General features: G+C 34.4%; 15 protein-coding genes. 7 read left to right on the forward strand and 8 right to left on the reverse strand.

Going from position 1 to position 11,969, the window contains the following annotated elements; translation table 11 throughout:
- Positions 1-9: 9 nt before the first annotated feature.
- The 3 genes from DESTER_RS07620 to DESTER_RS07630 are packed head-to-tail and all read right to left on the reverse strand — an operon-like array spanning position 10 to position 2,543.
- Positions 10-969, reverse strand: coding sequence for a permease (locus DESTER_RS07620; RefSeq protein ID WP_013639059.1), 960 nt, complete (start codon positions 967-969; stop codon positions 10-12).
- A gap of 3 nt (positions 970-972) precedes the next feature.
- A complete protein-coding gene (locus DESTER_RS07625) occupies positions 973-1,215 on the reverse strand; it encodes a thioredoxin family protein (RefSeq protein WP_013639060.1) in 243 nt (80 codons plus the stop codon).
- A gap of 20 nt (positions 1,216-1,235) precedes the next feature.
- Entirely contained in the window at positions 1,236-2,543 is a 1,308-nt protein-coding gene (locus DESTER_RS07630) for an IS110 family RNA-guided transposase (RefSeq protein ID WP_013638118.1), read from the reverse strand.
- 122 nt (positions 2,544-2,665) lie between these two features.
- Here DESTER_RS07630 and DESTER_RS07635 point away from each other — a divergent pair, with 122 nt between their 5' ends.
- From DESTER_RS07635 to DESTER_RS07650, 5 genes are read left to right on the forward strand one after another with little or no spacing between them, the layout of a single operon-like run.
- Positions 2,666-3,406 (forward strand): sulfite exporter TauE/SafE family protein, encoded by a 741-nt coding sequence (locus DESTER_RS07635; protein WP_013639061.1) that lies wholly within the window; start codon positions 2,666-2,668, stop codon positions 3,404-3,406.
- Positions 3,407-3,430: 24 nt separating this feature from the next.
- Positions 3,431-3,814, forward strand: a complete 384-nt coding sequence (locus tag DESTER_RS07640; protein WP_013639062.1) for a rhodanese-like domain-containing protein — start codon at positions 3,431-3,433, stop codon at positions 3,812-3,814.
- Positions 3,811-4,170, forward strand: a complete 360-nt coding sequence (locus DESTER_RS07645; RefSeq protein WP_013639063.1) for an ArsR/SmtB family transcription factor — start codon at positions 3,811-3,813, stop codon at positions 4,168-4,170. The genes DESTER_RS07640 and DESTER_RS07645 overlap by 4 nt, the downstream gene beginning before the upstream one ends.
- A gap of 25 nt (positions 4,171-4,195) precedes the next feature.
- The gene (locus DESTER_RS08310; RefSeq protein ID WP_169308668.1) at positions 4,196-4,366 is read left to right on the forward strand and encodes a carbonic anhydrase; all 171 of its coding nucleotides are present in this window, start codon (positions 4,196-4,198) and stop codon (positions 4,364-4,366) included.
- A gap of 4 nt (positions 4,367-4,370) precedes the next feature.
- Positions 4,371-4,865, forward strand: coding sequence for a carbonic anhydrase (locus DESTER_RS07650; RefSeq protein ID WP_041737536.1), 495 nt, complete (start codon positions 4,371-4,373; stop codon positions 4,863-4,865).
- Between the two features lie 25 nt (positions 4,866-4,890).
- On the opposite strand, the gene mtnP is transcribed toward DESTER_RS07650, so the two are convergent.
- The 4 genes from mtnP to DESTER_RS07670 are packed head-to-tail and all read right to left on the reverse strand — an operon-like array spanning position 4,891 to position 8,308.
- Complete coding sequence (gene mtnP, locus DESTER_RS07655; protein WP_013639064.1) at positions 4,891-5,745, reverse strand: S-methyl-5'-thioadenosine phosphorylase; 855 nt, start codon at positions 5,743-5,745, stop codon at positions 4,891-4,893.
- Complete coding sequence (locus DESTER_RS07660; protein WP_013639065.1) at positions 5,742-6,050, reverse strand: hypothetical protein; 309 nt, start codon at positions 6,048-6,050, stop codon at positions 5,742-5,744. The genes mtnP and DESTER_RS07660 overlap by 4 nt, the downstream gene beginning before the upstream one ends.
- A 51-nt stretch (positions 6,051-6,101) precedes the next feature.
- Entirely contained in the window at positions 6,102-7,010 is a 909-nt protein-coding gene (locus tag DESTER_RS07665; protein WP_041737539.1) for a dihydroorotate dehydrogenase, read from the reverse strand.
- The gene (locus DESTER_RS07670) at positions 7,010-8,308 is read right to left on the reverse strand and encodes a class I SAM-dependent RNA methyltransferase (protein WP_013639067.1); all 1,299 of its coding nucleotides are present in this window, start codon (positions 8,306-8,308) and stop codon (positions 7,010-7,012) included. The genes DESTER_RS07665 and DESTER_RS07670 overlap by 1 nt, the downstream gene beginning before the upstream one ends.
- Before the next feature lie 132 nt (positions 8,309-8,440).
- Between DESTER_RS07670 and DESTER_RS07675 the strand changes: the two genes are divergently transcribed.
- Both DESTER_RS07675 and DESTER_RS07680 read left to right on the forward strand, forming a co-directional pair.
- Positions 8,441-10,273, forward strand: a complete 1,833-nt coding sequence (locus DESTER_RS07675) for a methyl-accepting chemotaxis protein (RefSeq protein ID WP_013639068.1) — start codon at positions 8,441-8,443, stop codon at positions 10,271-10,273.
- Positions 10,266-10,907 (forward strand): PilZ domain-containing protein, encoded by a 642-nt coding sequence (locus DESTER_RS07680; RefSeq protein ID WP_013639069.1) that lies wholly within the window; start codon positions 10,266-10,268, stop codon positions 10,905-10,907. The genes DESTER_RS07675 and DESTER_RS07680 overlap by 8 nt, the downstream gene beginning before the upstream one ends.
- Here the strand turns inward: DESTER_RS07680 and mqnC are convergent.
- Complete coding sequence (gene mqnC / locus DESTER_RS07685; RefSeq protein ID WP_013639070.1) at positions 10,894-11,961, reverse strand: cyclic dehypoxanthinyl futalosine synthase; 1,068 nt, start codon at positions 11,959-11,961, stop codon at positions 10,894-10,896. The two genes, DESTER_RS07680 and mqnC, sit on opposite strands and share 14 nt — an antisense overlap.
- Positions 11,962-11,969 lie beyond the last annotated feature (8 nt).

Consider the following 11,969-nt stretch of genomic DNA (forward strand, 5'->3'; position numbering starts at 1 on the left):
TTCCTCCAACTAATTAAGAAAAAAGTTGAAAAAGTATCCAACAAAAATAATCGATACACCAACTATAGATGCAAAAATTACTATGAGCCTTGTTTTCATAATCTGCTTAAGTATTAGAAATTCTGGAAACGAAAGTGCCGTTGTAGCCATCATAAATGCAAGAGCTGTCCCTATTGGAACTCCTTTATTAACAAGAGCCTGAATAACTGGCAAAATACCGGCTGAATTGGAATAAAGGGGAATTCCTAACAAAACTGCTAAAGGTACGGACCAAATATTCCCTTTTTTCATTATATTTTCTATTAAACTTTCCGGTACATAACCGTGAATAAATCCTCCTATTGCTATAGCAACAAGAATGTATAACCAAACTTTGCTTAGTATTTCCTTAACTGTACTCCACGCAAACTTTACTCTTTCATCAATAGATAAGGAACGTTCTTTCTCTTGGTGTTCTATTTTTATCTCAAAAACGTAGTCTGCAATTAGAGAACGAGGATTTATAGTATCAATAAATATTCCAGCAATAACCGCAACTACTAAACCTAAAGTAATGTACAAAAGAGTAGCTTTCCATCCAAAGATTGCTAAAAGCAATCCTATAGCTATCTCGTTTACCATTGGTGAAGCTACCAAAAAACTAAAGGCTGATCCAATAGGTATTCCTGCTTCCACAAACCCAATAAACATTGGAACTGCAGAACAGGAACAAAAAGGAGTAAAAACACCAAGAAAAGCCGCAAGAGGATATGAAAAGGTTTTGTACCTTGAGAGAATCCTTCTTGTTTTTTCAAGGGGAAAATAACTTCTTACAAAAGAAATCAAAAATATTATCACCACTAAAAGAGTAAAAATTTTCAACGTATCGTAAATAAAAAAGTGTATAGCTTCAGTAAGACGCTCTCCAGCCTTTAAATTAAGTAGATTGTAAACAACCCAATTTGCCAATAACTCGTGAATCCTGAACATGAATTATTCCTCAATAAGTTCTTTAAGCTGATCTAAGGTTGGTAGAGGTTTACCAGCATGCTTTACTTTTCCATCAACAACCAAAATTGGAGTTGTGAGAACACCACATTTTGCTACTTCTTTAAAATCAACAACTTTTTCCACCTTAGCATTAAGACCAAAGTTTTTTACTGCATCCTTAACTAGCTGAAAGAGAGCTTCACAGTTTGCACAGTTAACAGCGCTAATAACCTTAACTTCTTTCATAGTTCCTCCTATGAAAGATGTCAACCCCCAACACAGAGGTTGCATTTATTTTCAACAAAATCCATAAATTGCCTTCTCTCTCTCAAAACTGCGAACATTACTTTAACCAATTTCCTCGCCGCAGCTATCAGCGCTTTCTTCTTCTCTAAACCTTTCTTAACTAACCCTTCGTAAAATCTTTTAACTGAATTGTCTAACTTGCTGTTCAATAACGCTCTCGTAGCCTGGATAATCTTGTTCCTCGTTCTGCTGTCCCCTTTCTTTGTTATCCTTCCATTTCTAACTTCGTCTCCACTGCTATTAACACGAGGAACAAGTCCAAAATAAGCCGCTACCTTGTCTCCGTTTTCAAACCTCTCTTCGTTACATACGGCAGATATAAAGGCTATAGCTACTATATCTCCTACTCCAGGTATGCTTTTTAGAAGTTCTACTTTTCCCTTAAGCTCCTCATCTTCTCCTATAAAACTCTTGATATCTTCTTCTGTCTCTCTTATCTTATCTGTTAAGTATTCTATTGTTTCTATTTGCCTCCATATCGTTTCTCGTAATGACGGAGGCACTTTCTTCTTCGTTTCTTCCTTTATCCTTTCCATCCCTTTCTTCGTGGTGAGTTCTCTCTTGTTTGTCTTTATCCCATATTCAAGCAATAGGCTATGAAGTCTGTTAATTACCCCTTTTCTCATATCTACAAAGCTATCTCTCTCTTTCATCTTTATCCTTAGCTCTTTTTCTTTTCTCGTCGGGACGTAAACTGTCGGAAGTAAGCCCATTTCATAGTAAATGGCTATCGTTTCTGCATCTATCCTGTCGTTTTTAGCACTGTTAACACCTTTTAGAATGTTCTTAAATTTGTTAGTGTTAACGTAAGTTATTTCATCAACGCAGTTCCTTATCTCCTCCGTAAAAAATGTTACTCCTGTTAAGGTTTCTACCGCAACTTTTACTGAATATCCTTTTTTCCTAAAAGTTGTTAGGTGATTTTTAAATTTCTCTAACTCTTCTGCTTCGTACTTCTTGGTATTAAGTATCCCTGTCAGACAATCTAAATAAGCTGCTGTAAAGCTGTTTTTGTGGTAGTCCACTCCGACATACAGTGTTTTCTCTACCTTCTCCTTCATCTCTACCCCCTGATATGTTTTGTGTTTTGCAACCTCTGCTTCGGAACTATTCCCATACTCCAATACGGCGCTTCCCGCCACTATAATTAGCCGGCAGGAGGCATCGGCTAATCTCCACGCACGGGGCTTATTCCCCAGGGAAAAATCCAGCCTCCTGCCTTTAAAGGTTGCCTCTTTACTATAGTCCCGAATTTCAGGGGGTGACATCTTTTATATCATCTCCTCTAGCTCGGATTCTATGTACTTGCAAAATTAAAACATATATATTATTTTGTCAATAATCAAAACGTTGTTCTTCGTAAAGAAAGAGTAAAGAAAGGGAGGTAGAAATGATTGGCGAAAGTTATTTGGAAATAGGGTTAGTCTCTTTTATCACTTCATTTATCTTTGGGCTTGGGGGACTTGGTTCAGCAGTTGCTCTCATTCCGATTTTAGTGTTTCTAGGAATTCCTTTTTCTATCGCAAGACCTACTGGACTTTTTACAAACTTTGTTTCTACTTTCTCTGCAACACTTCATAATCTTAAAAAAGGAGTAGTAGATTTTAAACTTGCCCTTCCAATAGCTATTACAGCCATACTTGCTGCACCACTTGGTGCTTATTTTTCTCACTTTGTTTCAGAGAAAGTAGTTGGAATAGCCTTTACTCTCTTTCTCTTTTTTGCAGGAACAATGATTTACATACCAAAAAAGGAGCTCTTTAAAGAAAAGTCATCTATTACTCTGCCAGTTCTTACAGGCTTAGTTGCAGGATTTACCTCTGGATTCTTAGGAGTTGGAGGTGGTGGTTTAATATCTCCTATTCTTATAGTTGCAGGATTTAACCCCAAGAAGATAGCAACTGTTACTGCTTTTGCAGTTTCTCTTTCATCATTTACAGGTTTTCTGACTTACTTGAAAATGGGAAGCGTTGATTGGAGTATAACTTTATTAGCAGCATTTCCTGCCGGTATTGCAGGTTACTTAGCAGCCTTTATTGGACATAAATATCTTAAACCTCAACATCTAAAGAAAATACTTGGAGTGATATTTTTCCTCCTTGGAATAAAGTTTTTAATGAAGCTTATTTAATACACTAATTTTAAGGAGGTCGTCATGCTGAAAGAAAAAATCATGAAGATGGACATTGAATTTCTAGCTTCAGGAGGACACAAGATAGGAGTCGATAAGTTCATAGAACTGTGGAAAAGTGGCAAAGCTATAATGCTTGATGTCAGATTTAAAGAAGAAGTTAATCTTTGTAGCTTTAACTTTGGAATTAATATTCCCCTTGACCAACTTCCTCAAAACCTTGACAAAATTCCAAAAGATAAACTTGTTGCAACTTTTTGTCCTGAAAAAATAAGAGCAACTTTAGCCTATGCTTATCTTATAAGCGAAGGCTTTGAGAATGTTAAAATTCTCGCTACTAGTGCTGCAGACCTTGCAGATAAAATTAGACCCGGACTTATTAGAAAGTTAAAGGAATCTGATAGATGAAAAAATTTGCGGAAGTTCTTAAAACACTTGGTGAAGAAAACCGTCTAAGAATCTTTAAACTCCTTCAAGAAAGACCTGCCTATGTCTGTGAAATAGCAGCAGTTCTTGGCCTTTCTATGGGAACAGTATCATCCCATCTTTCAAGGCTTAAATACCTTGGAATAGTAAAGGATGAAAAAGAAGGCATTAAAATTAAGTATTCTTTATTAGAACCTACTGAGCCTGAGATAAAAGCCTTTATTCGGTTTTTAAAAGAAATTGGTGAAGATTGGGAAACTATCAAGAAAGATAGAGAAAGTCTTAAGAGAGTAAAGCCAGAAGATGTTTGTAAAAAACTTAAAACAGAACAGTTTTAGAAATTCAGCTTAAGGAGTGTCCATTATGAAGAATTTACTTCCTGCAAAAGTTATCAGAGAAATTCTCATAGGTAATGATGATTTTGTAAATTCAAAGGGAAAGGAGTTTTTTGAAGAACATATTGAAACTCAAAATCCTGTTGTAACTCTTTTAACATGTTCAGATGCAAGAGTTCAACCAAAGATTTTTTTTTGAGGATATGATTGATAAAGTTTTTGTAGTTAGAAATATTGGAAATCAAATTGAGAATTCCAAAGGTTCTGTTGATTATGGCATTTTTTACTTGAAGACTCCTGTTCTTTTTATTCTTGGCCATGTTAATTGTGGAGCTATTGGTACATTTTTAAAAGGTTATGAAAAAGAATTAGAAAGTATAAGAAATGAACTAGACCATTTACATATTCCCCTATCAAAAGTAAATAAGTCAGAATCTTTTTTAAAAACGTGGCTTGAGGGAGTTGAAAAAAACGTTAATTGGCAAGTTCAGATAGCTCTTGAACGTTATAAAAACTACGTAGAAGATGGTAGGTTGGTTGTAGTTGGTGGAATTTACGATTTTGCAAATACTTACGGAAAAGGCTACGGCAGAGTTGTAATCATAAATATCAATGGTGAAACTGATAGCAAGAAAATACAGGAAAGTGAAGCTTTAAGGTTAATTCCAAATGATTTAAGGAAAAAAATAGTAATTTAAAAGGGCTCCAATAGGAGCCCTAAGATTAAACCCTATCTTTGATTATTAGTTCAAGTCTTTTTCTAATTTCATCTGTAATGTATTCAGGTTTAGTCTGTATAGCGCCAACAAGTGCCGTTCTTGCTGGAGAATTCTCAAGGTCTTCAGGTTTAAGAGTTTCTATAACTCTTTTTAGCATCTTTTTAGCATTTTCTATGTTTTTAGCCATTGTTGCAAGGACTTTTTCAACACTAACCTCTTCTCCCTCTTTCCAGACATCATAATCTGTTGCCAGAGCCACTGCTGAGTATGGAATTTCAGCTTCTCTTGCAAGCTTAGCTTCTGGAATGTTTGTCATTCCAATTACATCAACTCCCCAGCTTCTATAAATTTTGGACTCAGCTTTTGTAGAAAACTGAGGCCCTTCTATGCATATGTAAGTTCCTTCTCTATGAACAGGAATTCCTTCTTCTTTGCAGGCGTTGTAAATGATTTCGTTTAAAAGCTCGCAGGTAGGTTTATCAAATGCAACATGAGCAACAATTCCGTTTCCAAAGAAGGTTGAAGGTCTGTTCTTTGTCCTGTCAAAATATTGAGTAACAATTACAAAGTCTCCAGGTCTTATTTCCTCTTTCATAGAACCAACAGCACTAACAGAAATTATGCAGTCAACTCCAAGCATTTTAAAACCGTAAATGTTTGCTCTATAAGGAACTTCGGACGGAAGGTAAACGTGTCCTCTACCGTGTCTTGGAAGAAAGTAGACATCTTTTCCTGCAAGCTTACCGTGAATGTAATTATCAGAAGGTCTTCCAAATGGTGTTTCAAGAGAAATCTCTTCAACATTTGTAAGCCCTTCAATGTTGTAAAGTCCACTTCCTCCAATAACTCCTATTTTCATTCTCTTCCCCCGTCCTCTGTCTTCTTCTCTTCAACTCCTTTAACTCTTACTATTGTTCCCATTCCCCAAACATTAACAACCATTTCTCCGTCTTCATCAGCAGCATGTGTAATCTGTATAGTAATATTTTTAACACCGTTAGCTTCTAATTGTTCAGCTTGCTGTTCAAGCATTGAAACAACTCTCATTACAGGATCAATTGGGAGCTCTCCATTAAACCAAGTCTTCATCTTCTGCTGAGCAAAAGCATAAGCAATGTTTACAATTTCGTGCTCGTGTGGAATTTCTCCGAATGAAAGAATCATGTTCTCCTCCTTGAATTGAAAAGTTTTTCTAGAGAAAAAATTATATCAGTATTAATTTTCTCTTAAATCTCCCACAAGCTCAGAAATATGAGAGTAACCCATTTCTTTTAGATAGTCTTCTAATCCTTTTACTATTTCTTCAACTGCTTTTGGATTAAAGAAGTTGGCAGTTCCTACTTGAATAGCAGAAGCACCAGCAAGGAAAAATTCAACTGCATCTTCCCAAGTGGAAATCCCTCCTATTCCAATAACGGGAATCTTTACGGCCTTTGATACCTGATAGACCATTCTAACTGCTACAGGTTTGATTGCAGGACCTGAAAGACCTCCAAATTTATTCTTTATCCTTGGCTTTCTCTTGTAAATGTCTATTGCCATTCCAAGAAGTGTATTGATAGCTGAAAGGGCATCAGCTCCAGCACTCTCTACAGACTTTGCAATTTCTACTATATCTGTAACGTTCGGTGAAAGTTTCACTATTACAGGCTTGTCAGTACTCTTCTTTACTGCTTCTGTAAGCTTTGCAGCTTCAACAGGGTCAACACCAAAGGCAAGTCCACCCTTTTTAACGTTTGGACATGAAATATTTAGCTCTACAGCATCTACTCCAGGAGCACCTTTTAGCTCTTTTGCAACAGCCATATACTCTTCAATTGTTGAGCCGTAAATGTTTGCAATCACTTTTGTTTTATACTTTTGGACCTCCGGAACAATTTTCTCAATAAAATACTTAACTCCTGGATTTTGAAGACCTATTGCATTAAGCATTCCACAGGGAGTTTCCCAAATTCTTGGAGGTTCGTTTCCCTCCCTCGGGTTTATAGAGAGTCCTTTCACGCAAACTGCTCCAACTTTATTTAGATCAACGAAAGAAGCATACTCAAGTCCAAAACCAAACGTCCCAGACGCTGTCCAAACAGGATTTTCAAATTCCACTCCAAATAATTTTACCTTTAACATCACTTCACCTTCCTCAAGAAAGCTATTGTTTCAACATGGTAAGTTTGGGGAAACATATCTATAAGTTTAGCCCTTTCCATATTTATTCCATATTGATGGAACAAAGCTATATCTCTTGCTAAAGTAGAAGGATTACAAGAAACATAAACTATCTTCTTAAGTCGTGGAAGATTTGCCAGCTCTCTTACTACTCTTTGGCTCAAACCACTTCTTGGAGGATCAACCACAACAAAATCTGGATTGTGATTTTTTACAATATCTAATCCTTCCTCTGTTTCCCTACAGTAAAAATTTACACTTCTTAAGCCATTTATATCCTTATTGTAAAGAGCATCACTAATTGCAGAAAAATTTGCTTCAACTCCAAAAGCTCTATGAACATACCTTCCTACTGGAATTGTTAGCGTTCCAACTCCACAGTAAAGATCCCCTGCTAAATTATATTGATGTTCCATTGCTGCTTTAGAAACTTTATCTATAAGATTAAAAACTTGAAATCTATTTACTTGAAAGAAAGAATCTGCACTTACTCGAAACTTAAATTTACCTACTGTCTCATACGTAAAATCTCTTCCAAAAAATTTTATTCTTTCCGGATAACCATCTGAACAAACCTTGTATATTCCAAATCCTACAAGATTTACCTCAAGAATTTTTCGAACATCCTCGGTAGTTAAATTAACTTTTTTAAACTTGCCTGAATAAACAATTTTCAATAAGACTTCATTTTTTGATGAAGAGTAAATATGAAACTCTGAAGGCTCCGTAGGAAGTTCTTCTAAAAGTCTTTTTAATTTAGGCATTATATCCTGAATATCTTCTTTTAGGAGAAAACACCTCTCTATATCAACTACCTGATGACTTCCTTTTGCAAAGAAACCAACTTTTCCGTTTTTTACCTTCAGCTGAGCTCTATTTCTATAATTCCAGCCAGATTCAGAAGGAATAACTTCATCAATATTAGGTTTTTTTATTCTTCCGATCTTCTGAAGATTTTCTTCCAATATATTTCTCTTAAACTTTACTTGAGCTTCGTATTCAATATGCTGCCAATCGCATCCTCCACATTTACCAAAATAAGGACACTTTGGCTTTATTCTTGACTCTCCAGACTCAAGAAGTTTTTTAACTATTGCTTCACTATACCCACTTTTTCTTGAAACTTCTTCTACTAAAACAACATCTCCAGGAACTGTTTGAGGAACAAAAATTGTTCTACCGTTATATCTCCCAAGACCTTTACCACCATATACAAGTTTTTCTATCTTAATCTTAAACAGCTTCTCCTTCTGTTTCAAAGATTTCCTCCTTACAAAACCAAAATTTGCTACAATTATATCTAACCATTCTTAGAAATTTGGTATTATAAAAATAAGTTTGAATAACATGGAGGAAGGTAATGAAGATAAAAACAAAAATGGAGGAAGGTAATGAAGATAAAAACAAAACTAGTAGTTTCATTAGTAGTTGAGGTTTTAATAATATTTTTCTTAACAGAATTTATTCACTTTAAATTGGAAGAATTCAGGTCTTCTAATAACTTAGCTAGAACTATATCTAAGATAGAAAAAGATGTTGTTGAAACTAAAAATCTTCTCTTGTTGAAAAATGAAAATAGTCAAAAAGAAATCTCTTCTCAAATTGGAAAAATTATTGAAGAAGATTTAGCAAAATTATCTGAATTTAACAATCCAAAAGCATCAGAAGCTTATTCTATCTTGCTTTCTACAATATCTGAAATTAAAAAAACAAATATTGATCCAAAAATTTTAATAAGTGAGCTTACCCAAAAAGAAAAAGCTTTAGAAAAGCTCAGATTTAAAGTAGAAAAAGAAACCGATAACATCCTAGATTTTTTAAGTTTTTTTGTAAGAATTCTTCCTTTATTTAGTCTCATAATTATCGGAATAGGTGCCCTAAGTTCTTATAGAGCTATTGTTATGCCAATACAAGCAATGACAAGAACAATGAGAGAAATTGAACAAGGAAAGCTTACAAAGAAACTTTCTTTAAATAAAGATGACGAACTTGGACTCTTAGCTGCTGAATTTGATAAGTTCATATCGTGGATAAAGAGTACTTTTGAAGAACTTGAAAAATTATCTGCAAAAGTATCTACAGATGCAAGTATTCTTATAATGGAGCTCTTTAATACAGACCTTAAGAATAATGATATTAGAGAAAAGTTCATAGAACTTTCAGTTTCTTCAGAAGTCTTAGCAAATTCAATTTCTGATGTAAATAGGTTAATAAACACAGCAAGCAAAGAAGTAGAAGATGTTGATTGCGAAACCTCAAGAGGAGCGCAAATAGTCTCTAAATCTGTAAATGACGTTCAAGAACTTGCCGATAAAGTCATAAAACTGAGATCTAAAATCGAAGAACTTCAACAAGGTTCTAACAAAATTCAGAATGTTGTTGAAACTATTAAAAATATTGCAGATCAAACCAATCTTCTTGCTTTAAATGCAGCAATCGAAGCAGCAAGAGCTGGAGAAGCAGGTAGAGGATTTGCTGTTGTAGCTGAAGAAGTACGGAAACTGGCTACAAGAACTGTTAGTTCTGCAGAGGAAATTGGAAACATTGTTAATGATATTATCTACATGATAGAAGAATTTTCTCAAGACCTTGAAGAAAGAGCAAACGAAGCAATGAAAGTAAAAGGGGAAATGGCTAAAACAGAAGAAGTCCTAGTTAAAATACGTTCTAAAGTTGAATCTCTTTCTGAAGTTACAGATAACATTCTCTTTTCTCTTAAACAGCAACTAGGAGCATTAGACACTGTAAGGGAAAACGTATCTTCTATTAATGACGAAATGCAAAAGTTCAATAAAGTCTTTGAAAGATTAGAAGATAGAATTTATAGAACGAAAGCATCTGTAAAGTCTGTACACGAAAATATTTCAAGATTCGACATCGGAAAGTTAATAACTATTATTAAAGGTATGGAACTTTTCTCTGACTGGGTAGCCAAATTGCCAATGGCAAAAGAACTTGGTCAGCAAATACTTCAGTTTGATGATTCAGAAATAAAAATTTGGCTTCAAAAAGAATTGAAAAATCTTCAGGCAGAAGGTATAACAGAATTAGCAAACCAACTAGAAACAGTAATTGAAAGTTGTTTTAAGATATCAAAAGAAATTATATCTTCCATTGATAACAAGGAATCTTCTGTAGATAAAAAATTCCATGAATTAGAAAACAAAGTAATGGAAGTTGCAAGTTTATTTGAAGAACTTCTCAAAAAGGTAGAAAATGGTTAAAAATAAACGATACGACGGTATATACTTCCAAGAAGTAAATTGTAAACTTGGATTAAAAGCTTTTAAGGTTCCTATGTTCTTTAGTTTTAAAGTAGTGGATTTAGAAAATAAGCAATTTATTGCAAAAAAATTTACACCTCCGGGAATAAATAATCTTATTGAAAAAAAGGAGTTTTTATTAATTAAAGAGGAAACAGAAAATGGTAATTTAGTGTTAATAAAAGCTTTAGCAACAAAATCACTAGAAGATGATTCCTTAATCATAGAACTAGTGGGAAAACCCAAAGAAGAAAAAAGATTTTTCAATAGATATACTTTTTGCCCCGAATATGCAGGTAAGTTTAAGGCTTTTAAAGATAGTAACTACTTAGGGGATGTCTATATCCAAGACATAAGCTTGAAGGGGATAAACCTTATTACATCTACTCCAGAGTTTAAAAATTTAGAAACAGGAACAAAGCTGACAATTGTACAGAAAACCCAAATACTTAGAGTAGAAGTTGTAAGAATTCAAGGAAAGAGAACTTTTATATCTCTTGGATGCAAAATAGAATATTCCAGCTTTAGTATTATAAATTTTATTTTTAAGCACTATGTGGAATTTATCAAAGAGCTCCTTTTTAAAAATACCTAATTTTTCTATAAAGAGTATCTCTCTGACAAGGTTTATATCCAGCATCTTTTATAAGCCTTACAATTTCTGAAAGAGGAAGTTTATAGCTTACTCCAGCAGCAGCAACAACGTTTTCTTCAATCATTAATGAACCAAAATCATTTGCACCAAATTTTAAGGCTACCTGTGCCATCTTTCCGCCTTGAGTGACCCACGAAGCTTGGATGTTATCAATATTATCCAGGTATATTCTTGAAACTGCCAAAACTCTTAAGTACTTTTCTCCACTTGCTTTCTCCGTTACTTCCTTTCCTAGTTCTGTATTATTAGGCTGATAGCTCCAAGGAATAAAAGCCGTAAATCCTCCTGTTTCATCTTGCAATCTTCTTATAACTCTTAAATGCTCTACAATATCTTCATCTGTATCGATACTTCCAAACATCATTGTCGCTGTTGTCCTAAGGCCTAATCTATGTGCTGTTTTATGAACATCTAGCCACTCTTTCGTTTTTGTTTTATTTGGAGCTATCCTCTCTCTTACTCTATCACTCAATATTTCCGCTCCACCTCCAGGAATAGAACCAAGACCAACTTCCTTTAGCCTAATCAATACTTCTTCAACTGAAAGATTTGAAACTTTCGAAATATGAGTAATTTCTGGAGCTGAAAATCCATGGATGTGAATTTGAGGAAACTCGGATTTTATAAATCTTATTAAATCTTCATAAAACTCTATATCAAGATCTGGATGAAGTCCCCCTTGAAGAAGAATAGCTGTCCCTCCAAGATTGATTGTTTCCTGTATTTTTTTTCTCAAAGTATCTTTATCTATAACGTAAGCATCAGGAGATTCCTTATCCCTATAAAAAGCACAAAAACGACACTTACAGATACAAACATTAGTGTAGTTGATGTTTCTATCTATAACAAAAGTAACTTCTTTTGCACTATGCTTTTTATTTCTAATGTAATTTGCAAGTTTTCCAAGAGTTAAAAGATCAAACTTTCCAAGCAGCATCAATGCTTCTTCTTCAGTGATTCTTCTTCCAGTTATAACTTTTTCTATGATATCCATCTCCTTCT

The sequence above is a fragment of the Desulfurobacterium thermolithotrophum DSM 11699 genome (assembly GCF_000191045.1).
GTDB lineage: Bacteria > Aquificota > Aquificia > Desulfurobacteriales > Desulfurobacteriaceae > Desulfurobacterium > Desulfurobacterium thermolithotrophum.

What these genes read in the sequence shown, in the direction of transcription:
- DESTER_RS07620 (WP_013639059.1), bottom strand. Translation starts at nt 969, where the DNA reads ATGTTCAGGATTCACGAGTTATTGGCAAATTGGGTTGTTTACAATCTA.
- DESTER_RS07625 (WP_013639060.1), bottom strand. Translation starts at nt 1,215, where the DNA reads ATGAAAGAAGTTAAGGTTATTAGCGCTGTTAACTGTGCAAACTGTGAA.
- DESTER_RS07630 (WP_013638118.1), bottom strand. Translation starts at nt 2,543, where the DNA reads ATGTCACCCCCTGAAATTCGGGACTATAGTAAAGAGGCAACCTTTAAA.
- DESTER_RS07635 (WP_013639061.1), top strand. Translation starts at nt 2,666, where the DNA reads ATGATTGGCGAAAGTTATTTGGAAATAGGGTTAGTCTCTTTTATCACT.
- DESTER_RS07640 (WP_013639062.1), top strand. Translation starts at nt 3,431, where the DNA reads ATGCTGAAAGAAAAAATCATGAAGATGGACATTGAATTTCTAGCTTCA.
- DESTER_RS07645 (WP_013639063.1), top strand. Translation starts at nt 3,811, where the DNA reads ATGAAAAAATTTGCGGAAGTTCTTAAAACACTTGGTGAAGAAAACCGT.
- DESTER_RS08310 (WP_169308668.1), top strand. Translation starts at nt 4,196, where the DNA reads ATGAAGAATTTACTTCCTGCAAAAGTTATCAGAGAAATTCTCATAGGT.
- DESTER_RS07650 (WP_041737536.1), top strand. Translation starts at nt 4,371, where the DNA reads ATGATTGATAAAGTTTTTGTAGTTAGAAATATTGGAAATCAAATTGAG.
- mtnP (WP_013639064.1), bottom strand. Translation starts at nt 5,745, where the DNA reads ATGAAAATAGGAGTTATTGGAGGAAGTGGACTTTACAACATTGAAGGG.
- DESTER_RS07660 (WP_013639065.1), bottom strand. Translation starts at nt 6,050, where the DNA reads ATGATTCTTTCATTCGGAGAAATTCCACACGAGCACGAAATTGTAAAC.
- DESTER_RS07665 (WP_041737539.1), bottom strand. Translation starts at nt 7,010, where the DNA reads ATGTTAAAGGTAAAATTATTTGGAGTGGAATTTGAAAATCCTGTTTGG.
- DESTER_RS07675 (WP_013639068.1), top strand. Translation starts at nt 8,441, where the DNA reads ATGAAGATAAAAACAAAACTAGTAGTTTCATTAGTAGTTGAGGTTTTA.
- DESTER_RS07680 (WP_013639069.1), top strand. Translation starts at nt 10,266, where the DNA reads ATGGTTAAAAATAAACGATACGACGGTATATACTTCCAAGAAGTAAAT.
- mqnC (WP_013639070.1), bottom strand. Translation starts at nt 11,961, where the DNA reads ATGGATATCATAGAAAAAGTTATAACTGGAAGAAGAATCACTGAAGAA.